This is a genomic window from Nocardioides litoris (assembly GCF_006346315.1).
Lineage (GTDB): Bacteria > Actinomycetota > Actinomycetes > Propionibacteriales > Nocardioidaceae > Nocardioides > Nocardioides litoris.
The window spans coordinates 284,397-304,593 of sequence record NZ_VDMR01000002.1; the positions used below are offsets into that span (position 1 = coordinate 284,397).

The 20,197-nt window shown below is 74.8% G+C and carries 21 protein-coding genes; 10 read left to right on the forward strand and 11 right to left on the reverse strand.

What is annotated here, in order from left to right:
* Positions 1-19 precede the first annotated feature (19 nt).
* The 4 genes from FJQ57_RS09490 to FJQ57_RS09505 form a co-directional block, all read right to left on the reverse strand.
* Complete coding sequence (locus FJQ57_RS09490; RefSeq protein ID WP_139979605.1) at positions 20-1,339, reverse strand: cytochrome P450; 1,320 nt, start codon at positions 1,337-1,339, stop codon at positions 20-22.
* 132 nt (positions 1,340-1,471) lie between these two features.
* Positions 1,472-2,002, reverse strand: coding sequence for a Dps family protein (locus tag FJQ57_RS09495; protein ID WP_139979607.1), 531 nt, complete (start codon positions 2,000-2,002; stop codon positions 1,472-1,474).
* A 72-nt stretch (positions 2,003-2,074) separates the two neighbouring features.
* Positions 2,075-3,109, reverse strand: coding sequence for a tRNA (adenosine(37)-N6)-threonylcarbamoyltransferase complex transferase subunit TsaD (gene tsaD, locus FJQ57_RS09500; protein WP_139979609.1), 1,035 nt, complete (start codon positions 3,107-3,109; stop codon positions 2,075-2,077).
* 13 nt (positions 3,110-3,122) lie between these two features.
* A complete protein-coding gene (locus tag FJQ57_RS09505; RefSeq protein WP_139979611.1) occupies positions 3,123-3,722 on the reverse strand; it encodes a TetR/AcrR family transcriptional regulator in 600 nt (199 codons plus the stop codon).
* 109 nt (positions 3,723-3,831) lie between these two features.
* Here FJQ57_RS09505 and FJQ57_RS09510 point away from each other — a divergent pair, with 109 nt between their 5' ends.
* Both FJQ57_RS09510 and FJQ57_RS09515 read left to right on the forward strand, forming a co-directional pair.
* Positions 3,832-4,725 carry a sterol desaturase family protein gene (locus FJQ57_RS09510; RefSeq protein ID WP_139979613.1) on the forward strand — a complete coding sequence of 298 codons (894 nt, stop codon included), beginning with the start codon at positions 3,832-3,834 and terminating at the stop codon, positions 4,723-4,725.
* Between the two features lie 62 nt (positions 4,726-4,787).
* Positions 4,788-5,105, forward strand: a complete 318-nt coding sequence (locus tag FJQ57_RS09515; RefSeq protein ID WP_139979614.1) for a putative quinol monooxygenase — start codon at positions 4,788-4,790, stop codon at positions 5,103-5,105.
* 21 nt (positions 5,106-5,126) lie between these two features.
* Here the strand turns inward: FJQ57_RS09515 and FJQ57_RS22420 are convergent, their stop codons facing one another.
* Positions 5,127-6,191, reverse strand: a complete 1,065-nt coding sequence (locus FJQ57_RS22420) for an alpha/beta hydrolase (protein ID WP_170219354.1) — start codon at positions 6,189-6,191, stop codon at positions 5,127-5,129.
* 90 nt (positions 6,192-6,281) lie between these two features.
* On the opposite strand from FJQ57_RS22420, the gene FJQ57_RS22425 reads away from it, so the two are divergent.
* On the forward strand, positions 6,282-6,776 hold the full coding sequence (locus FJQ57_RS22425) for a GNAT family N-acetyltransferase (protein WP_170219355.1): 495 nt from the start codon (positions 6,282-6,284) through the stop codon (positions 6,774-6,776).
* A 79-nt stretch (positions 6,777-6,855) separates the two neighbouring features.
* Here FJQ57_RS22425 and FJQ57_RS09525 read toward each other — a convergent pair whose 3' ends face one another.
* The gene (locus FJQ57_RS09525) at positions 6,856-7,176 is read right to left on the reverse strand and encodes an AzlD domain-containing protein (RefSeq protein ID WP_139979618.1); all 321 of its coding nucleotides are present in this window, start codon (positions 7,174-7,176) and stop codon (positions 6,856-6,858) included.
* Entirely contained in the window at positions 7,173-7,895 is a 723-nt protein-coding gene (locus FJQ57_RS09530) for an AzlC family ABC transporter permease (RefSeq protein WP_246081713.1), read from the reverse strand. The genes FJQ57_RS09525 and FJQ57_RS09530 overlap by 4 nt, the downstream gene beginning before the upstream one ends.
* Positions 7,896-7,948: 53 nt before the next feature.
* On the opposite strand from FJQ57_RS09530, the gene FJQ57_RS09535 reads away from it, so the two are divergent.
* Genes FJQ57_RS09535 through FJQ57_RS09555 form a run of 5 tightly spaced genes read left to right on the forward strand, consistent with a single transcriptional unit; the run spans position 7,949 to position 12,558 of the window.
* Positions 7,949-8,929 (forward strand): LolA-like protein, encoded by a 981-nt coding sequence (locus FJQ57_RS09535; RefSeq protein WP_139979620.1) that lies wholly within the window; start codon positions 7,949-7,951, stop codon positions 8,927-8,929.
* A 12-nt stretch (positions 8,930-8,941) separates the two neighbouring features.
* Positions 8,942-10,216, forward strand: a complete 1,275-nt coding sequence (locus FJQ57_RS09540) for an MFS transporter (protein WP_246081714.1) — start codon at positions 8,942-8,944, stop codon at positions 10,214-10,216.
* Positions 10,217-10,225: 9 nt separating this feature from the next.
* Positions 10,226-10,954, forward strand: a complete 729-nt coding sequence (locus FJQ57_RS09545; RefSeq protein WP_246081715.1) for a sulfotransferase-like domain-containing protein — start codon at positions 10,226-10,228, stop codon at positions 10,952-10,954.
* A gap of 18 nt (positions 10,955-10,972) precedes the next feature.
* Entirely contained in the window at positions 10,973-11,878 is a 906-nt protein-coding gene (locus tag FJQ57_RS09550) for an aminotransferase class IV (protein WP_139979622.1), read from the forward strand.
* A complete protein-coding gene (locus tag FJQ57_RS09555; protein WP_139979623.1) occupies positions 11,875-12,558 on the forward strand; it encodes a TetR/AcrR family transcriptional regulator in 684 nt (227 codons plus the stop codon). Before FJQ57_RS09550 ends, FJQ57_RS09555 begins: the two co-directional genes overlap by 4 nt.
* Here the strand turns inward: FJQ57_RS09555 and FJQ57_RS09560 are convergent.
* The 4 genes from FJQ57_RS09560 to dnaB all read right to left on the reverse strand — a co-directional run bounded on the left by FJQ57_RS09560 (position 12,555) and on the right by dnaB (position 17,731).
* The gene (locus FJQ57_RS09560; RefSeq protein WP_139979625.1) at positions 12,555-14,678 is read right to left on the reverse strand and encodes a xanthine dehydrogenase family protein molybdopterin-binding subunit; all 2,124 of its coding nucleotides are present in this window, start codon (positions 14,676-14,678) and stop codon (positions 12,555-12,557) included. The genes FJQ57_RS09555 and FJQ57_RS09560 overlap by 4 nt on opposite strands.
* Entirely contained in the window at positions 14,675-15,685 is a 1,011-nt protein-coding gene (locus FJQ57_RS09565) for an FAD binding domain-containing protein (protein WP_139979627.1), read from the reverse strand. Before FJQ57_RS09565 ends, FJQ57_RS09560 begins: the two co-directional genes overlap by 4 nt.
* Positions 15,682-16,206, reverse strand: coding sequence for a 2Fe-2S iron-sulfur cluster-binding protein (locus FJQ57_RS09570; RefSeq protein ID WP_139979629.1), 525 nt, complete (start codon positions 16,204-16,206; stop codon positions 15,682-15,684). Before FJQ57_RS09570 ends, FJQ57_RS09565 begins: the two co-directional genes overlap by 4 nt.
* Positions 16,207-16,381: 175 nt before the next feature.
* Positions 16,382-17,731 carry a replicative DNA helicase gene (gene dnaB, locus FJQ57_RS09575; RefSeq protein ID WP_139980575.1) on the reverse strand — a complete coding sequence of 450 codons (1,350 nt, stop codon included), beginning with the start codon at positions 17,729-17,731 and terminating at the stop codon, positions 16,382-16,384.
* A 530-nt stretch (positions 17,732-18,261) separates the two neighbouring features.
* Here dnaB and FJQ57_RS09580 point away from each other — a divergent pair.
* Positions 18,262-19,608: an MATE family efflux transporter gene (locus FJQ57_RS09580; protein ID WP_246081716.1), complete on the forward strand. Its 1,347-nt coding sequence runs from the start codon at positions 18,262-18,264 to the stop codon at positions 19,606-19,608.
* Positions 19,605-20,195 carry a hypothetical protein gene (locus tag FJQ57_RS09585; RefSeq protein ID WP_139979632.1) on the forward strand — a complete coding sequence of 197 codons (591 nt, stop codon included), beginning with the start codon at positions 19,605-19,607 and terminating at the stop codon, positions 20,193-20,195. The genes FJQ57_RS09580 and FJQ57_RS09585 overlap by 4 nt, the downstream gene beginning before the upstream one ends.
* The last annotated feature ends 2 nt before the right edge of the window (positions 20,196-20,197 follow it).

A 20,197-nucleotide genomic window follows, 5' to 3' on the forward strand; every position in this document is an offset into this window, starting at 1 on the left:
ACGGGATATAGGCAAATGCTTAACAGCGTGAGGGAGACGACCGCGGGGCCGTGCCCGCGGCCGCGCCGTGCAGGTGCACCGGCAGCGCCTCCACGCCGTACACCGCGGAGAGCTTGCGGAACTCGAGGTCGTCGCGGTCGGCGGTGACGGCCAGGTCGGGGAAGCGGTGGGCCAGGGCGCGCAGCGCGATGCGCAGCTCCATCCGGGCCAGCTCGGCGCCCACGCACCGGTGCATGCCGTGGCCGAAGGCGAGGTGGCGGGTGGGCGCGCGGTGCGGGTCGAAGGCGTCGGGCAGGTCGCCGGCCAGGGCCGGGTCGCGGTTGGCGCCGAGCAGCGAGATGCCGACGGCGTCGCCGGCCTTGATCTGCTGCCCGCCGAGCTCGACGTCGACCGTGGCGAAGCGGAGGAAGGCCAGCTGCACGACGGTGAGGTGGCGCAGCAGCTCCTCGACCACGCGGTCGACGCTCTCGGGGTCGCGGCGGAGCAGGTCCATGGCGTCGGGATCCTCGGCGAGGAGGTAGGCGCCCAGGGCCAGCATCGAGGCCGAGGTCTCGTAGCCGCCGAGGAAGACCCCGTCGGCGATGCCGCCCAGGGTCACGTCGTCGAGCTCGTCGCCGTGCTCGACGAGCAGGGCGCCGATCAGCCCGTCGCCGGGCGCCTCGCGCTGCTCGGCCACCGCGGTGATGAGGAACTCGCGGGTGTGCGCGGCCGCGCCGAACACCCCGACCCCGCCCTGGCTGAGGTCGAACCGCGCGACGCCGAGCTCGAGGAAGCGCTCGCGGTCGGCCACCGGCAGGCCGAGCAGCTCGCAGATCACCTCGAACGGAACCGGGAACGCGAACTCGCGCACCAGGTCGACCTCGGGCCCCGCCGCCTCCATGGCGTCGAGGCGCGCGGCCACGATCCGCTCGATGACCGGCTCGAGCCGGGCGAGCCGACGCATCGTGAACTCCGGCGTGAGGTAGCGGCGCAGTGCGGTGTGCAGCGGCGGGTCGGTCATGCCGAGACCGCCGATCTGCTCCTCGGCGCTGCGCCCCTGCTGGGAGACGAGCTGACCGATGTCGTTGGACCAGGACGTGCTGTCGGCCAGGGCGGCCCGCGCCTCGGCGTACCCGCTGACCAGCCAGACGCCGCGGCCGAACAGCGTGGCCAGCTTGGTCACCGGCTCGGCGGCGCGGACCTCGGCCATCTCCGGCAGCGGGTCGAGGCCGTCGCGCTGGAAGGGCATCGTCACTGCGTCGGGCAGGAACCGCAGCCTGCGCAGGTCGATGCCGTCGCGCATCGACCGCTCGAGCAGTGCCTGCCCGACCCGCCGCTTCACCCGTCCGAGTGCTCCCATGGGATGGATCGTCCCAGAGCCGTGCCCCCGGTGGCATGAGGATGTGCCCTGGGTCTCCCCTGAGTGTCCGGGCTCACCTGGCGGCGCGCCCCCGGGGCAGGGGCCCAGGCCCCACCCCGAGGTCGAGCAGGGTCAGACCGGGACGTTGGCGGGCACGCTGCGGTTGGCGGTGCGGTTCTCGGCGTCGACCATCCAGGCCAGCTGCTCGATGCGCTCGAGGATCGAGTGCAGGATGTCGGCAGAGGTGGGGTCCTCGGCGTCGACCTCGTCGTGCACGCGGCGGGCGGTCGCGGCGACGCCGTACAGGGCGCCGACGACCAGGTCGACGGTCTGGGCGGTGTCGACCTCGCCGGCCGGGAAGGCGGGCAGGCTCGAGCCGTGCGCGACCGTGGCGGCGCGGGCGTCGGGGGTGATGTAGAGGGCGCGCATGCGCTCGGCGATCGTGTCGCTGAAGGTGCGGGCGTCGTCGACGACCTCGTCGAGCTGCAGGTGCAGGTCGCGGAAGTTCTTGCCGACGACGTTCCAGTGGGCCTGCTTGCCCTGGATGTGCAGGTCGGTGAGGTCGACGAGCACCTGCTGCAGGTGGGCGGCCAGCTGCTCGGACGCCCGGAACGCCGGGTGCGCGCTGTGGGTGGTCTGGTGGCGGTCGATCGTCTCGGTCATGAGGACGACTGTGCCAGGTTTTCTGGAGTGGTTCCAGAAAGGGAAGGCTGCCCTCAGGCCGCGGCGACCCGCCTAGCCCGCCCCGAGCTGGCTCAGCTCCAGCGGCACCGACGACCGCGCCCCGAGGTCGGGCACCGAGGGCCGGGCGCCGTCGCGGACCAGCAGGTCGCCGATCGCGGCGATCATCGCGCCGTTGTCGGTGCACAGGCGCAGCGGCGGCACGCGCAGCTCGATGCCGGCCTCGGCGCACCGCTCCTCGGCCAGCGACCGGACGCGGGAGTTGGCCGCCACGCCGCCGACGATGACGAGGGTGTCGACGCCCTCCTGGCGGCAGGCCCGGATCGCCTTGGTCACGACGGTGTCGGCCACGCACTCCTGGAACGACGCCGCGACGTCGGCCACCGAGACGCCCGGGTCCTGCGGGCCAGCGACGTAGCGGGCCACCGCGCTCTTCAACCCGGAGAACGAGAACCCCAAGGCCGGGTCGCGCTGCCCCATCAGGGGCCGGGTGAACCGGATCGCGGCCGGGTCGCCCTCGCGCGCGACCCGGTCGATGGACGGGCCGCCGGGGTAGGGCAGGCCGAGCAGCCGGGCGACCTTGTCGAAGGCCTCCCCGGCCGCGTCGTCGAGGGTGTCGGAGAGGTGCACGATCGGGGTGCGCACCAGGTCGTCGACCGCGAGGAGGCTGGTGTGGCCGCCGCTGACGATCAGCACGATGCTCCGGTCGGGCAGCGGGCCGTGCACCAGCGTGTCGGCCGCCGCGTGCCCGGCGAGGTGGTGGACGCCGTACAGCGGGACGCCGAGGGCGAGGGCGGTCGCCTTGGCCGCGGCGACCCCGACGTGCAGTGCGGTGGCGAGCCCGGGACCGGCGGTCACGGCGACCGCGCCGACCTCGTGCCAGGCCAGGCCGGCGTCGTCGAGGGCGGCCTGCATCGTCGGCACCATCGCCTGCACGTGGGCGCGGGCGGCGATCTCGGGCACGACGCCGCCGAAGCGCACGTGCTCGTCGATGCTCGAGGCCAGCGCGTCGCCGAGCAGCACGCCGTCCTTGACGAAGCCGACGCCGGTCTCGTCGCAGGAGGTCTCGATGCCCATCACGACGGTCATGGCCCCGATCCTCTCAAGAGCCCCCGAACAGCGTGGCCAGCAGCCGCTCGCAGCGGGCGGTCATCTCCTCGGGCGTGGTGCCGGGGTGGTCGAGCCACCAGCCGACCAGGGTGCGGAAGGCGTTCTCCCAGACCGCGCGCAGGGCGGAGAGGTCGTCGGGGTCGTCGTTGCCGACCAGCTCGAGCAGGTCGCGGACGCCGTCGGTGCCGAGGACCACGAGCCGCTCCTCGTGCTCGGCCAGCACCTCGGCGACCTCGCCGGTGCGCGGCGCGCTGGGGTCGAAGACCAGCCGCCACAACCAGGGCTGGGGCTCGAGCACCCGGAACATCCCGTCGAGGGTCAGCACCGCCCGCTCGATCCCGACCGCGCCCAGCGCGGCCGTGCGCTCGATCTCGGCGACGAGCACGGCGGCCGCCTCGCGCAGGGCGACGACGTACAGGCCGTCCTTGGAGCCGAAGTACTGGTAGATCAGCGGCTTGGAGATGCCGGCGGCCAGCGCGACGTCGGCGACCGAGGTGCCGGCGTACCCCTGCTCGCCGAAGCGGCGGCAGGCGACCGCGACGATCTGGGCCTCGCGGTCCAGGCGCGGGACGCCCTTGGTCCCGGTCCGCACCCTGCCCTCCACCTGCACGCGCACACCCTAGGGCGGATCGGCGCGATCTCTTGCGCTGCGAACTGATCCGTGGGTAAGTTACTCCGAAGTCATATCAAGGGAGGCCGCCGTGCACGACCTGCTCGACCCGCTCGGGAACCCGGTCACCTACGCCCTGCCGTTCTTCGCGCTCACGATCCTGCTCGAGCTGGCCGCGCTGCGGTGGCTCGACCACGACGAGGAGGACGGTCGCCCGCTCACCGGCTACGAGCGCCGCGACACCCAGGCCTCCCTGGCCATGGGCGCGATCTCGCTGGTCTTCAGCCTGGCGCTCAAGGTGGGGTCGTTCGTCGTCTACACCGTCGTCTTCGCCCACCTCGCGCCCTGGACGCTCCCGACCGGCACGTGGTGGTACTGGGTGCTGCTCGTGGTCGTCATCGACCTGTCGTTCTACTGCTCGCACCGCTTCGTGCACCGCGTCAACATCGGCTGGGCCGCGCACCAGGCCCACCACTCCAGCGAGCACATGAACTTCGCCACCGCGCTGCGCCAGAAGTGGAACCCGTGGTTCGAGTTCTTCTTCTGGCTGCCGCTGCCCTTCCTGGGCTTCGCGCCGTGGACCATCTACGTCGCCTTCGGCGTCAACCTGGTCTTCCAGTTCTTCGTGCACACCGAGCTGGTCGGCAAGCTGCCCCGGCCGATCGAGCTCGTCCTCAACACGCCGTCGCACCACCGCGTCCACCACGGCTCCGACCCGGAGTACCTCGATGCGAACTTCGGCGGGATGCTCATCGTCTGGGACCGGGTGTTCGGCACGTTCGTCGAGGAGCGGCAGCGGCCGACGTACGGCCTGACCAAGCCGGTCGAGACCTACAACATCTTCGCGCTCCAGTACGGCGACTACGCGGCGATCTGGCGCGACGTCCGCTCCGCGACCTGCTGGCGGCACCGGCTCGGCCACCTCCTCGGACCGCCCGGGTGGCGGCCCGACCGGCCGGGCGAGGAGCTCGAGCGGGTCGGCTGACGTGGTCGGCTGACGTCGACGGGGGGTGGTCGCTCCCCGGGGCCGCTGGCAGGGTCGGGCGCATGATCCTCATCGTGGTGAAGTGGAAGATCAAACCCGAGCACGCCGACGCCTGGCCCGAGCTCTCGCGGGAGTTCACCGAGGCCACCCGCGCCGAGCCCGGCAACAGGTTCTTCGACTGGTCGCGCAGCCTCGACGACCCGACCGAATACGTCCTCATCGAGGCGTTCGAGGACGGCACCGCCGAGGCCCACGTGACCTCCGAGCACTTCAAGAAGGCCCAGGCCGAGCTCCCGCAGTACGTCGTGGAGACCCCGCAGATCCGCAACTGGCAGGACCAGCCGGAGGAGTGGGACCGCCTCGGGGAGTTCGAGGTCTGACCCGGCCGGGCCGGGGCCCGCTCACAGCGAGCGGACGAACCTCAGCACCTCGCGTCGTACGGCGGGGGCCTGGCGCTCCAGCGGGAGCGCCGAGCCCGCGCCGGCGACCGTGCGCCGCACGACCCGGTCGTCGGAGGCCACCGCGGCGGCGGCCCGGTTGCGGCCGTCGCGCGAGCCGGTGAGCACCAGGGCCGGGGCGTGCAGGCGGGCCGAGCCGGCCTCGAGGACCGTCTGGGCCAGGCTGGCCACGTCGCCGCAGGGCGTCGGGTTGCGGCGGGCGGCGGCGGCGCGCTGCACCGCCGCCGGCGCCGAGGCGAACAGCAGCCGGCGGAACTCCGCCGCCGAGGCGCCGTACGCCGCCGAGCCGGCGCCGCCCAGGCAGGTCAGCGACTGCTGCTGGAGCACGCGGAGCGCGGCGGTGGTCGGGCTCGTCGAGGTGGGCGACATCAGCACGACGCCGTCGACGTCGCGGTAGCGCGCCGCCTCGAGCTGGGTGATGGTCGCGCCGGTGCCGTGGCCGTGGGTGACGACGTGCGCGGCGTTCTGGGTGTTCTCGCGCGGGCGGCCCGGCTTGGCGTAGGTGCCGGCGTACAAGTGCTGGACGACCTGGTGCAGCACCTCCGCCTGCGCGGCCAGGCAGGTGGCGCGGCCGGGCAGCGGGCTGCGGTCGTAGCCGAGCCGGTCGAGCACGACCGACGTCTCGCCCTGGCGGGCCAGCTGGCCGGCGTAGTCGTAGGTGGGGGTGCCGCGCAGGTTCCAGAACCACCCTCCGGTGCCGGCGTCGTGGACCAGCAGGTGGAAGGTCTCGACGCCGCCGCGGCCGACGACGACGTGGCGCGGGCCGACGATCGTGGCGCGCACCCGGTGCTCGCGGCGGTCGGGCTGCAGCGGGCAGCCGAGCGAGGTCAGGGTGCCGGAGGTGGTGTTGTCGACCTCGAAGACGACCTCGCGGCTGACGACCTGGCGGTCGCGGGCCCGGTCGCGGACGCGGTCGGCGGCGGTGGCCGGCCCGGCCCCGAGGGCCAGCGGCAGGGTGACCAGGACGAGCAGGACCGCCACGACGGCGGGGAGGACGGGGCGGCGCATGGTCCGACGGTAGGACGACCCGACCACTTCCGTACATTCTGTACGTATGTGAGCCTGGACACCCGTGCCGGGGTCCCGCAGGGTGTCCCGGTGACCGCCGGACCCGTGCTGCGCCCGGCCACGCCGGCCGACCTCGCCCACCTCGCGGTCCTGCTGCACGACGCCTGGCACGACGCGCACCGCGACCACCTGCCGCCTGCGCTGCTCGCCGCGCGTGGCCCGGCGTACGTCGAGGGCTGGGTGCGCGAGCTGCTGCCCGGGACCGTGGTGGCCGAGCGGGCCGGCGCGCTCCTCGGCCTCGTCGCCGTGCGCGACGACGAGGTGCACCAGCTCATGGTCGCCGCGCCCGCGCGCGGCACCGGCGTCGCCGACACGCTGCTCGCGGCCGCCGAGGACCGGATCGCCGCCGCCGGCCACGCCACGGCCTGGCTCACCGTCCTGGCCCCCAACGACCGCGCCCGCCGCTTCTACGCCCGCCGCGGCTGGCTCGACCGCGGCCCCGAGCAGGTCGCCGCCGTCGTCCCCGGCTCCGCCCCCGCCCTCCTCGCCGTCCACCGCTACGAGAAGTCGCTGGGCCGGGGATAGTGCGTCACCCCATCAACGTGGCGTGACCCGCCCGAGGTTGACGGGGTGACGCAGTATCCGGGCTGACCGGCCCGCCCCCTCAGGTGACGGCGCGGAGCACGGCCGTGACGACCACGGCCACGGTGGCGGCCGCGACGAGGGGGACGCGGAGGACGAGCAGCAGGGTGGCCACGGCGACGCCGACGGTGTCGGCGCCGACGGTCAATCGCGGGCCGTCGGAGAGCACCGCGGTGACCACGAGCGCGGCCAGCAGGGCCGGGGCCATGGCGCCGATGACGCCGCCCGCCCAACGGGGGAGCTCGCGACCGCCGACGAGCGCGGGACCGACGGCCTTGGTCAGGGCGGTGATGGCGACCAGGGCGGCGATGAGCAGCCAGACCTGGCCCTCGCTGAGCCTCATCCGCCCTCCCCCGCCCGGTCGTCCGTGCGCCGGGCTCCGCCGGGGTCGACGCCGAGGCCGACGAGCGCGGCCGCCGCGGCGGCGAGCACGGGGACGCCGGCGGGCGCGACCGGCACCAGGGCCAGCGCCACGACCGCGCCCAGCGCGGCGGCGACCCGGGCGCGGGGCCGGCGCAGCTCGGCCAGCAGGATGCCGACGAAGAACGTCGGGAAGAGCGCGTCGAGGCCGTAGCGCTCGACGTCGCCGAGGAGGTCGCCCGCGAGCGCGCCGACGACGGTGCCGAGCAGCCAGGCGACGTACTGCGGGGCGGTGGTGCCGAGCATGAGGGCCCGGTCGAAGGTCCCGTCGCCACGGTTGGCCAGGGCCCAGGAGGAGTCGACGACGGCCTGGCCCTCGACGGCGCGGCGAACGGGCCCGCCGGGCAGCGACGGCGCGAGCGCCACGCCCATGGCCAGGAACCGCGAGTGCATGAGGGTCGCGGCCGACAGCGCGGCGGCCGGGCTGCCGCCGCCGGCCAGGATCGACAGGGCCGCGAACTGCGCCGAGCCGGCGAAGACCAGGCCCGAGGTCACGATGGCCTGCAGCACGGTGAACCCGGCCTGCACCGCCAGCACCCCGAACGACAGCGACAGCGCGAAGCTGACGAGGGCGTACGGCACCCCCAGTCGTACGCCGCGCACCAGCCCCGCCCGGTCGAGCGGCGGGTGGTCGGCGGGCACCTGCCGAGCCTAGGGGCCGGTTCGGACGCGCCGCGGGCGGGCACAGGTCGGGGATGACCACGCTGACGACCGCCACCACGACCGCCACCAGGGCCGTCACCACCACGGCCCTGCGCACCCGGCTGTCCGCCCTGGCCCTCACCTCCTGCCTGGCCCTCTCCGGCTGCGGGGCGATCCTGGGAGAGGGCGACGACGACGGAGGCGGTGGCGGCGGCGGCGGGACGGCCGGCAGCACCGCACCGGAGCCCAGCGCGAGCACCAGCGCGACCGAGCAGGAGCCCGAGCAGGAGCCCGACGACCGCGCGCCTGCCGAGGTGCTCGAGGCGGCCGCCGACGCGACAGTGGCGACCCGGCGCTTCACCATCGCGTCCTCGGCCGAGCTGGAGATCGCCACCCAGGAGCTGCGGTTCAGCACCGACGGCCGCATCGACTACGACGTGCCGGTCTCCGAGACCACCATCGCGGTCGACCAGGACGGCGCGACCCAGGAGGTGACGATCCTCTCCGACGGCGAGTCGCTGTGGGTCGCGGCCGAGGGCACCGGCGTGCCCGCCTTCCCCGACGGCGCGACCTACCTCGAGGGCGACGCGACCCAGCTGGCCGAGGACGAGACCTTCACCCCCGAGGACCTCCTCGGCGTCGTCTACGTGACCCGCAGCGGCGCCGAGGCCACCGAGGAGGGCACGGAGGAGGTCGACGGCGTCGAGACCCGCAGGTACGCCTGGACCACCACCTACGCCGAGGCCGAGACGGCCGCGGGCGAGGACGCCGAGGCGTTCCGCACGGCCTTCGCCCTGACCGGGGAGGGCGCGCGCTCCGACCTCGCGGTGGAGGCCTGGGTCGGGCCCGACGACGTGGTGCGCCGGCTGGCCATCGACGTGCAGGCACCCCCCGGCATCCAGCTCGACGGCACCTACGACCTCGAGCTCAGCGACGTCGGCGAGGAGGTCGCGCCGCCCGCGGCGCCCGCCGACGACGAGGTCGCCCGCGGCCCCGAGGCCGAGGCGTTGTTGGAGCAGCTGCTCGCGGGGTAGCGTCCCGCGACCGTGGGCGTGACGGTGGGCAGGCGCGGACGGGTCGTCGACGTCGTCGCGCCGCGGCGCCTCGGCACCCCGTTCCGGTGGCTGCTCGCCTCGTCGTGGACCTCCAACCTCGGCGACGGCATCGCCGTCGCCGCCGGCCCGCTGCTGGTCGCCGCGCAGACCGACTCGGCGTTCCTGGTCTCGATGGCCGCGGCCGCGGTCTGGGCACCCGCCCTGCTCGTCGGCCTGCACGCCGGCGTCGTCACCGACCGGGTCGACCGGCGGCGCATCGTGGTGGCCGTCGACCTGGTGCGGGTGGCCGTCCTGGTGGTGCTGACCGCCTCGATCCTCACCGACACCGTCTCCATCGCCGTGGTGCTGGTCGCGCTGCTCGCCCTGGGCACCGCGGAGACCTTCGCCGACAACGCCTCGGCCGCGCTGCTGCCGATGCTGGTGGCCCGCGACGACCTCGCCGTGGCCAACGCCCGGCTGCAGACCGGGTTCCTCACGGTCAACCAGCTGGCCGGCCCGCCCCTGGGGGCGGCCCTGTTCGCCGCCGGGGCGGCGTGGGCCTTCGGCGCCCAGGCCGTGCTCGTGCTCCTCGGGGCCGTGCTCGTCGCGCGGGTGGCCGCGCCGACCGCGCCGCGCGCCGGACGGTCGGGGCCGACCGGCACCTCGGTGCGCCACGAGATCGCCGAGGGCCTGCGCTGGCTGTGGCACCACGCCGCCGTCCGCACCCTGGCGATCGTCATCCTCGTCTTCAACGTCACCTACGGCGCCGCCTGGTCGGTGCTCGTCCTCTACGCCACCGAGCGGCTCGGCCTCGGCGAGGTCGGCTTCGGCCTGGTCACCACCGTCACCGCCGCCGGCGGGCTGCTGGGCATCGTGTCCTACGGCTGGATCACCCGGCACCTGAGCCTCGGTGACGTGATGCGCGTGGGCCTGGTCATCGAGACCCTCACTCACGCAGCGCTCGCCCTGACGACCTCGGCCTGGGTCGCCCTGCCGGTCTTCTTCGTCTTCGGCGCCCACGCCTTCGTGTGGGGCACCACCTCGACGACCGTGCGGCAGCGGGCGGTGCCGACCGAGCTGCAGGGACGGGTCGGTGCGGCCTACCGGGTCGCGGTCTTCGGCGGGCTCGTGGTGGGCGCGGGCGTCGGCGGCGTGCTCGCCCAGGTGGGCTCGGTGACCACGCCGTTCTGGTTCGCCTTCGCCGGGTCGGCGGTCCTGCTCGTGCTGGTCTGGCCGCAGCTCTCGCACATCGCGCACGCCGACGACACCGGGGAGCCCGCCCCGTAGGGTCGCCCCGTGGTGACGACCGGGCAGGGGGTGCGTCGGATCGCGATGTGGTCCGGCCCGCGCAACCTGTCCACCGCGATGATGCGCAGCTGGGGCAACCGCGCCGACTGCACCGTCGTCGACGAGCCGTTGTACGCCGCCTACCTGACCACCACCGGCCTCGACCACCCCGGCCGCGACGAGGTCATCGCCTCCCAGCCGACCGACTGGCGCGCGGTGTGCGCCGAGCTCACCGCGGGCGCGGTCGGCACCCCGCTGCAGTACCAGAAGCACATGACCCACCACCTGCTGCCGGGCATCGACCGCGGCGCGCTCGGGGGGCTCCAGCACGCGTTCCTGGTGCGCGACCCGGAGCGGGTGCTGACGTCGTACGCCAAGGTGCGCGAGGCGCCCACCCTGGAGGACCTCGGGCTGCCGCAGCAGGTCGAGCTCTTCGAGCGGTACGGCGGCCCGGTGGTCGACGCCGCCGACGTGCTGCGCGACCCGCGGGCCACCCTGGGCGCGCTGTGCGCCGTCCTCGACGTGGCCTTCGACGAGGCGATGCTGACGTGGCCGGCCGGTCCGCGGGAGACCGACGGCGTGTGGGCTCCGCACTGGTACGCCGGCGTCGAGGCCTCCACCGGGTTCGGCGCCGAGTCCCCCGGGGCCGGCGACTCCCTGCCCGACCACCTGCAGCCGCTGCTCGAGCGCTGCCGGCCCTGCTACGACGCGCTCGCGCCGTACCGCCTGCACGCCTGACCCGACCCGAAGGACCCCGTGAAGCAGAGCTACGACCCCCGCAACGACGACCTCGTCTACTCCGTCAACGGCGTGCTGCGCCACCGCGACGAGCCCGGCCTGTCGCCGTTCGACTCGGTGGTGCAGGGCGGCGACGGCGTGTGGGAGGGCCTGCGGCTGCACGACGGCCGCATCTTCGCCCTCGACGAGCACCTGGCCCGGCTGCGCCGCTCGGCGAAGGCCCTGGCCTTCACCGAGATCCCCTCCGACGAGGAGATCACCGACCGGATCAGGGCCACCCTCGCCGCCAACGGGATGCGCGACGACGTGCACGTCCGGCTCACGCTCACCCGCGGGGTCAAGGTCACCAGCGGCATGGACCCGCGGCTCAACCAGTCGGGCCCGACGCTCGTCGTGCTCGCGGAGTTCAAGTCGCCGGTCTACGACGACACCGGCATCACCCTGGCCACCTCGTCCGTGCGCCGCCACCGGCCCGACTCGCTCGACCCCAAGATCCACCACAACAACCTGCTGACCTCGATCCTGGCCAAGGTCGAGGCGACACTCGCGGGCGCCGACGACGCGCTGATGCTCGACGACGCCGGGTTCGTGGCGGAGACCAACGCGACCCACGTCTTCTTCGTCACCGGCGGCGTGCTGCGCACCCCGACCACCCGCGCCTGCCCCGAGGGCATCACCCGCGCCACCGTGCTGCGGCTGTGCGACGACCTCGGCGTCCCGACCGTGGTCGGCGACTTCTCCACCACCCAGCTCCACACCGCCGACGAGGTCTTCGTGACCGGCACGATGGGCGGGCTCGCCCCCGTCGTCGCGGTCGACGGCCGGCGCATCGGCGACGGCGCGCGCGGACCGGTCACCGCCCGGCTCGTCGAGGCGTACGCCGCCCTCACCGCCACCTCCGGCACCGTGGTCGTCGACGGGTGAGCGAGTCCGCCGGCGCGCCGGCCCGGCGCGGCCGGCCCGGCTACGACCAGGAGACCGTGCTGCGGCGCGCCATCGCCCTGTTCAACGAGCGCGGGTACGACGCCACGAGCGTCGCCGACCTGGCCCGCGACCTCGGCATCTCCAAGTCGGCGGTCTTCCACCACGTCTCCAGCAAGGAGGACCTGCTGGCCGCCGCGCTCGACGAGGCCCTCGACGGGCTGAGCGCGGCCATCGACGCCGCGGCCGAGCACGCCGAGGACGACGCCACCGCCTACCAGCGCCTGCGGGCCACGGTGGAGGAGTCGGTGCGGATCCTGGCCGCCCACCTGCCGGCGGTCACCCTGCTGCTGCGGGTGCGCGGCAACAGCCCCGTCGAGCAGGACGCGCTGCGCCGCCGCCGCGTCATCGACGAGAAGCTCGCCGTCCTGGTGCGCGAGGCCGTCGCCGCCGGAGACCTGCGCGCCGACCTCGACCCCGAGGTGATCAGCCGGCTGCTCTTCGGCACGGTCAACTCCCTCGTCGAGTGGTACCGCCCCGGCGGCCCCATCACTCCCGACCGCCTCGCTGCCGCCGTCACCGCGATGACCTTCGACGGCCTCACCTCGACGGTGGCCGAGGTGCGCGGAGCGCCGGCGACGAGCCTCGAGGCCCCCGCAGCCGGCGCACCCGACCCGACCTAGCCCCGCACCCCACCCACGAACGTCGCCGGGGTGGCCGGCAGGTCACGCACCCGGACCCCGGTGGCGTGCCAGGCCGCGTTGGCGATCGCCGCCGCGGTGCCCACGATGCCGATCTCGCCGACGCCCCGGCCGCCGAACGGCGTGGCCAGCAGGTCGCTCTCCTCCAGCCACTCCGCCGAGAGGTCCGGCGGCACGTCGGCGTGGGCGGCGACGTGGTAGGTCGCGAGGTCCTGGGTGACGGTGTGGCCGAAGCGCGGGTCGCGCACGCCGTCCTCGTGCAGCGCGGCCGAGAGCCCCATCACGAGGCCGCCGTGCAGCTGGGAGCGGGCGAGGACCGGGTTGACCACGCGGCCCACGGAGTAGGTGCCGTGCAGCCGGGTGCAGCGCGGCTCGCCGGTCCAGCGGTCGACGCGCACCTCGGCGAAGACCGCGCCGAAGGAGTGCAGCGCGTGGCCCTCGGTGTCGGGGTAGCCCTCGGTGGTCGAGACGGTGTGCAGGCCCGGCGCCGGGTCGGGTCCGTGGTCGGCCCGGAACTGCTGCGCCGCCTGCACGATCGCGGTCCCCCACGACGCGGTGCCGGCCGAGCCGCCGGCCACGGTGGCCATGGGCAGCGAGGTGTCGCCGAGCGCGAGGTCGACCGCCTCGACGTCGACCCCGAGCGCGTCGGCGGCGACCTGCCGGAGCACGGTGCGGGCGCCGGTGCCGATGTCGACGGCGCCGATGCCCACGGCGTACCGGCCGCCGGCGCGCGACTCGATGCGCGCGGCGTTGTCGGGGTTCCACAGGGTCGGGTACGTCGCCGCGGCGACCCCGGTGCCGACCAGCCAGTCGCCGTCGACGGTGGCCCGCGGCTCGGCCGGGCGCCCGGCCCAGCCGAACCGCTCGGCCCCGCGCTGCAGGCACTCGACCAGCCGGCGGTCGTTCCACGGCTTGCCGGTCTCGGGGTCGCGGTCGGGCTCGTTGCGCACCCGGAGGTCCACCGGGTCGACGCCGCAGGCCACCGCGAGCTCGTCCATCGCGACCTCGTGGGCGAACATCCCGGGCATCTCGCCGGGCGCGCGCATCCACGAGGGCACGGCCACGTCGAGCGGGACGACCCGGTGGGTCGTGCGACGGGCGGGCGCGGCGTACATCATCCGGGCCGCCGTGGCGGTCTGCTCGACGAACTCCTTGGCCCGGGAGGTCTGGCTGAGCGCGTCGTGCTCGACGGCCAGGAGCCGGCCGTCGGGCTCGGCCGAGAGCCGGACCCGCGACCGGGTCTGGGTGCGGTAGCCGGTGAGGGAGAAGACCTGCTGCCGGGTGATCGCCAGGCGCACCCAGCGACCCGGCTGCGAGAGCGCGGCCAGCGCGGCCGCGACCTCCGGCGGGTGGGGCAGGCCCTTGCTGCCGAACCCGCCGCCGACGTACGGCGCGCGGACCCGCACCCGCTCCTGGTCGAGCCCGAGCAGGGGGGCGAGCGTGCCGGCGACGGGGTGGACGCCCTGGGTGGAGTCCCACAGGGTCAGCCGCTCGCCGTCCCAGTGCGCGGCCGCCGCGTGCGGCTCCATCGGGTTGTTGTGCTCGTGCGGGGTCGCGTAGGTCTGGTCGACCACGACGGACGCGGCGCCGCGGGCGGCCTCGAGGTCGCCGTCGGCCCAGTCGGTCTCGTGGCCGGCGTTGGCCTGCTCGGGGGCGTAGGCCTCCCCGGCGTCGACGCCCTCGTCGAGGTCGGCGACGTGCGCCTCCTCCGCGACGTGCACCCGCACCAGCCGGGCGCCCTCGCGGGCCGCCTCGGAGGTCTCGGCCAGCACGAGCGCGACGACCTGGCCGCGGAAGTGGACGCGGTCGTCCTGGAGGATCGCCAGCTCGGCGTCGCCGGTCTCGGTCAGCCGCGGCGCCGTCTCGTGGTCGAGGACGGCGACGACGCCGGCGTGGGCCAGCGCCTCGGCCGCGTCGACGCGGACGACGCGGCCGCGCGCCACGGGCGCACCCACGACCCAGGCGGTGAGCGGGTCGGTCACGCCCTCGTCGGAGCCGTGCTCGACGGCGTACAGCGCGTGGCCGGTGACCTTGAGCGGCCCGTCGACGCGGGCGTGGCCGGCGCCGACGGCGCGGGGGGTGATCGGCTCGGCGGTGCTCATCGGCCGGCCTCCTCGACCTGGGGCCCGGGGGCGGCGAGCCGGGTCAGCGCGCGGGCGGTGACGCCGGCGAGCATGGCCGGCTTGCCCGCGGTGCCGGTCGTGGTGGTGGCGTCGCGGAGCTCCTCGGCGACCACGTCGCGCACCCGCTCCTCCTCGAGCGGCTCGCCGCGCAGGGCGTCCTCGACCACGCGGGCCCGCCACGGCTTGTGGGCGACCCCGCCCCAGGCGACCCGCACGTCGCTGACCGTGCCGTCGTCGGCCAGCTCGAGGCCCGCCGCGACCGAGACCAGCGCGAACGCGTACGACGCCCGCTCGCGCACCTTCTCGTACGTCGACCGGCGGGCCACCGGCGAGCGGCGCAGCTCGACGGCGGTGACGAGCTCGCCGTGGGCCAGCGTCGTGTCGTGCTCGGGGTGGTGGCCGGGGAGGCGGTGCAGCTCGTCGTAGGGCAGCCGGCGCTCGCCGTCAGGCCCGAGCACCACGACCTCGGCGTCGAGGACGGCCAGGCCCACGGCCAGGTCGGAGGGGTGCACGGTCACGCAGGCCTCGCTGGCCCCGAGCACGGCGTTGTAGCGGTCGTGGCCACCGACGGCCGAGCACCCGGACCCGGGCTCGCGCTTGTTGCAGGGCGTGCTCGCGTCCTGGAAGTAGACGCAGCGGGTGCGCTGGAGCAGGTTGCCGGCGGTCGTGGCCTGGTTGCGGATCTGCCCGGACGCGCCGGCCAGCAGCGAGCGGGCCAGCACCGGGAAGTCCCGGCGGACCACCGGGTGGGCGGCCAGGTCGCTGTTGCGCACCCCGGCCCCGACCCGCAGCCCGTCGGCGGTCCCCTCGACCTCGGCCAGCGCGAGCCGGCTCACGTCGACGAGCGTGCCGGGTGTGGCGATGCCGAGCTTGAGGTGGTCGACGAGGTTGGTCCCGCCGCCGAGGAACCGCGCCTGCGGGTCGCCTGCCACCGCCGCGACCGCCTCGTCGGGGCTGGTCGCGCGGACGTAGGCCAGCTCCCTCATGCCCGCTCCTCCGCCCGGGCCGCGCCTGCCGCCTGCTGGACCGCGGCCAGGATGCCGGCGTACGCCCCGCAGCGGCAGAGGTTGCCGCTCATCCGCTCCCGGACCTCGGCGTCGGTGAGCTCGGGGTCGGCCTCGAGGTCGTCGGTGGCGTGGCTGGGGTGGCCCTGCGCGGCCTCCGCGAGCATGCCCACGGCCGAGCAGACCTGCCCGGGCGTGCAGTAGCCGCACTGGTAGCCGTCGTGGTCGAGGAACGCCTGCTGCACCGGGTGCAGCGCGTCGGGCGACCCGAGACCCGCGGCCGTGACGACCTCCGCGCCGTCCTGGGCCACGGCGAGCGTGAGGCACGACAGGCTGCGGCGCCCGTCGAGCAGCACGGTGCACGACCCGCACTGCCCGTGGTCGCACCCCTTCTTCGGCGAGGTGACCTCGAGGCGCTCGCGCAGCGCGTCGAGGAGCGTGGTCCTGGTGTCGACGTCGAGGTGGCGCTCGGCGCCGTCGACGGTGAGCCGTAGGGCGGTCATGGGGCCTACCCTGCGCGTCCGTCGGCGCGGCGCGTCACCACCCTGCAGGCGTACCCTGCGGAGGGGCCGCCCCTCGGTCACCCCATGGTCCTGCGCTGCGGGCCGTGGGCGAGACCGTCCGGACCTCCGGCATCGTCGAGGTCCAGCCCGCCACGAGGTCGTCCGAGGGGACGGGTCAGTGCGCCATGTCGACGAAGCGTGAGTAGTGGCCCTGGAAGGCCACGGTGATGTCGCGGGTGGCGCCGTTGCGGTGCTTGGCCACGATCAGGTCGGCCTCGCCGGGGCGGGTCGACTCCTTCTCGTAGACGTCGTCGCGGTGGAGCAGGATCACCATGTCGGCGTCCTGCTCGATCGAGCCCGACTCGCGCAGGTCGCTCATCATCGGGCGCTTGTCGCCGCGCTGCTCGGGGCCACGGTTGAGCTGGGAGAGAGCGATGATCGGCAGCTCGAGCTCCTTGGCCAGCAGCTTGATCTGCCGGGAGAACTCCGAGACCTCGAGCTGGCGGGACTCGACCTTGCGGCCGGAGGTCATCAGCTGGAGGTAGTCGATGACGATGAGCTTGAGGTCGTGGCGCTGCTTGAGCCGGCGCGCCTTGGCCCGGATCTCCATCATCGTCATGTTGGGGCTGTCGTCGATGAACATCGGCGCGGAGGAGACCTTGCCCATGTGGCGGGCCAGCTTGTCCCAGTCCTCCTCGCGCATGTTGCCGTTGCGGATGTGGTTGAGCGGGATCTTGGCCTCGGCCGAGAGCAGGCGCATCGTGATCTCCGAGCGCGTCATCTCCAGGCTGAAGAACGCGCTGGTGAGGTTGTGCGAGATCGACGCGGCGCGGCAGAAGTCGAGGGCCAGCGTCGACTTCCCCATGGCGGGACGGGCCGCGACGATGATCATCTGGCCGGAGTGGAGGCCGTTGGTCAGCTCGTCGAGGTCGGCGAAGCCGGTGGGCACGCCGTACAGGCCGGCCTCGCGGTTGGAGATGGCCTCGATCTCGTCGAGGACGCCCTCCATGATGTCGCTCAGCGGGGCGTAGTCCTCGCTGCTGCGCTTGTCGGTGATCTGGTAGATCTCGGCCTGGGCGCGGTCGACGATGTCGTCGACCTGGCCCTCGCCGGCGTAGCCGAACTGGGCGATGCGGGTGCCGGCGTCGACCAGCCGCCGCAGGATCGCCTTCTCGTGGACGATGTGGGCGTAGAACTCGGCGTTGGCGGCGATCGGCACGTTGGCCGCGAGCGTGTGCAGGTAGGACGCGCCGCCGATCTTGGCCAGCTCGCCGCGGCGCTGGAGCTCGGCGGCCACGGTGATCATGTCGACCGGCTCGCCCCGGCCGAAGAGGTCGATGATCGCCTCGTGGATGACCTCGTGGCTCGGCCGGTAGAAGTCCGCGCCGCGGAGCACCTCGGAGACCTCGGCCACCGCGTCCTTGGAGATCAGCATCGAGCCGAGCACCGACTGCTCGGCCGCCATGTCCTGCGGCGGCGTGCGGTCACCGGGCGAGCGCGGGGCGTTGCCCGGCTCGTAGGGCATCGGCCCGTCGCCCCAGGGGTCGCCGGGGCCGTCGTACGGCGGCTCGGGGACGCGGTCGTCGTGCTCGGTCAGGCTCAACGAGGGCTCCGTGGGGTGGCGGGGACGGGTGGGTCTGGTGGGACGGGGGCGACGCTAGGGGTCACCACCCCCAGGACTGCCGTGGACCGCTTCAGACCGGTCCTCCGCCTCGCCGGACGGCGAATCTATGCGCCGGTCTGGGGGTCGCGACAGGACCTCGTCCACAGCCACCTGTGGACAACCGGTGGAGACCCGTGGACGACACGCGCTGCGGTGTGCACAGACTGGGGACGACCCTGTGGAACGACGACCGGCGGTCGGCGGCAAGACCCCTCTGACCTGCGACGATGGACTCGGCCGGGGTGTGGAGCAAAATTTGTCCGTCGCGGATCCTGTTCACCGGCGTGTCACCTCGGCGTGTCCTGGCGGTTTGTCGACAAACGCGTCCGCCGCCCCGCTCATCCACAGATCCGCCGACTTTTTCCACCGGCCGCCGCACTAGCGTGGTAGGAGTGCGCCCGCCCGACCGCGAGATCCTCCGGCTGGCCGGCCCGGCGTTCCTGGCCCTGGTCGCCGAACCCCTGTTCCTGCTCACCGACGCCGCGGTCGTGGGCCACCTCGGCACCGCCGAGCTGGCCGGTCTCGGGGTCGCGGCGACCGTGCTGCAGACCGCCGTCGGCTTGTGCGTCTTCCTCGCCTACGGCACCACCGCGGGCGTCGCCCGCCGCCTCGGCGCCGACGACCTGCGCGGGGCGCTCGCGCTCGGCCTCGACGGCGTCTGGCTCGCGGTCGGGATCGGCGTGCTGGTCACCCTCGTCGGGGTGCCGCTGACCGGGCCGCTGGTGGCGGCGTTCGGCGTGGGGGGCGAGGTGGCGGGGTACGCCGAGACCTACCTGCGCATCGCCCTGCTCGGCGTGCCTCCGCTGCTCGTCATGCTCGCCGCCACCGGGGTGCTGCGCGGCCTGCAGGACACCCGGACCCCGCTCGTGGTCGCGGTCGCCGGCAACCTGCTCAACGCCGTCCTCAACGTCGTGCTCGTCCACGGCGTCGGGTCCTTCGACGGCATCGGCATCGCCGGGTCGGCGTGGGGCTCGGTGGTCGCCCAGGTGCTCTCCGCGGCCGCCCTGACCGCCGTCGTGGTCCGCGGGGCCCGCCGCCACGGTGCGCCGCTGCGCCCCGACGCCGGTGGCGTCCGCTCGGCCGCCCGGGCCGGCGTACCGCTGGTCGTGCGCACGCTGACCCTGCGGGCCGCCCTGCTCGTCACGACGTACGCCGTCGCGCTCGGCGCCGCCGGCCGCGGCGACCAGGCCGACGAGATCGCGACCCACCAGCTGGCGATGACGCTGTGGGGCTTCCTCGCCTTCGTCCTCGACGCGATCGCCATCGCCGCCCAGGCCATCACCGGGCGGGCCCTCGGGGCGGGCGACGTCGAGGGCACCCGGGCCCTGACCCGGCGGATGGTCACCTGGGGCTGGGCGAGCGGCATCGTCACCGGGGCGCTGCTGGCGGCGTCGGCCCCGCTGCTCGGGCCGCTGTTCACCGACGACCCCGACCTGCCCGGGCTGCTGCTCCCCGTGCTGCTCGTCGCGGCCCTCGGGCAGCCGGTCGCGGGCGTGGTGTTCGTCCTCGACGGGGTGCTCATCGGCGCGGGCGACGGGCGCTACCTCGCCGCCGCGGGCCTCCTCGTCGCGCTCGTCTACGCCCCGGTCACCCTGCTCGCGGTGGCGGTGGGCGGGGCCGGGCTGGTCGCGGTGTGGGCGCTGTTCGCCGGGGTGTTCATGACCGGGCGCCTGGTCACCTTGCTGCGCCGCGCCCGCGGCGACGCCTGGCTGCGCACCGGCCCTACGCTGGCCGCGTGAGCGAGGAAGCCCGGCCCCTGCGGATGCGCCCGCTCCAGGCCGTCGCCTGCGGGGTGCTGCTGCACCTGCTCTTCGCCCGCCTCGGGGGGTACGACGTGCTGGCCGACCCGCTCGGCTGGGTGCTGGTCCTGGTGGGGCTGCGGGCCCTCCCGCCGGGGTTCGAGCTGCGGTCGTCGGCGATCGCGCTGGCCGTGCTCGCCCTGGTCACCTCGGTGCCGCTGTGGGTGCCGGGGGTCGCGAGCGCGGTCGAGGACGCCGACGAGTCGCTCGCCTGGGCCGTTGACCTGCCCCGCTTCGGGTGCTACCTGGTGCTCGCGCTCGCCCTGTCCCGGGTGGCGCTGGCCGCCGGCGACCGCGGCGCCGCCGGCTGGTGGTCGACCGTGGTGCTCGCCCTCGCCGCGGTCGTCGTGCTGCCCGTGCTCGTCTTCGGCGGCGGCATCGACGGTCTCGCGCCGCTCGCGACCACGCTGGTCGGGCTCGTGCCGACGGTCGTGCTGGTGCTGCTGCTCGTGCACGCGGGCCGGCCCTGGGCGGCGGCCGAGGTGGACGTCATCCACCCCGGCGGCTCGCGGGACCGGAACGGATGACG

Coding starts and splice junctions, on each gene's coding strand:
- FJQ57_RS09490 (WP_139979605.1), bottom strand. CDS start 1,339: ATGGGAGCACTCGGACGGGTGAAGCGGCGGGTCGGGCAGGCACTGCTC.
- FJQ57_RS09495 (WP_139979607.1), bottom strand. CDS start 2,002: ATGACCGAGACGATCGACCGCCACCAGACCACCCACAGCGCGCACCCG.
- tsaD (WP_139979609.1), bottom strand. CDS start 3,109: ATGACCGTCGTGATGGGCATCGAGACCTCCTGCGACGAGACCGGCGTC.
- FJQ57_RS09515 (WP_139979614.1), top strand. CDS start 4,788: ATGATCCTCATCGTGGTGAAGTGGAAGATCAAACCCGAGCACGCCGAC.
- FJQ57_RS22420 (WP_170219354.1), bottom strand. CDS start 6,191: ATGCGCCGCCCCGTCCTCCCCGCCGTCGTGGCGGTCCTGCTCGTCCTG.
- FJQ57_RS09525 (WP_139979618.1), bottom strand. CDS start 7,176: ATGAGGCTCAGCGAGGGCCAGGTCTGGCTGCTCATCGCCGCCCTGGTC.
- FJQ57_RS09535 (WP_139979620.1), top strand. CDS start 7,949: ATGACCACGCTGACGACCGCCACCACGACCGCCACCAGGGCCGTCACC.
- FJQ57_RS09560 (WP_139979625.1), bottom strand. CDS start 14,678: ATGAGCACCGCCGAGCCGATCACCCCCCGCGCCGTCGGCGCCGGCCAC.
- FJQ57_RS09565 (WP_139979627.1), bottom strand. CDS start 15,685: ATGAGGGAGCTGGCCTACGTCCGCGCGACCAGCCCCGACGAGGCGGTC.
- FJQ57_RS09570 (WP_139979629.1), bottom strand. CDS start 16,206: ATGACCGCCCTACGGCTCACCGTCGACGGCGCCGAGCGCCACCTCGAC.
- dnaB (WP_139980575.1), bottom strand. CDS start 17,731: ATGCCCTACGAGCCGGGCAACGCCCCGCGCTCGCCCGGTGACCGCACG.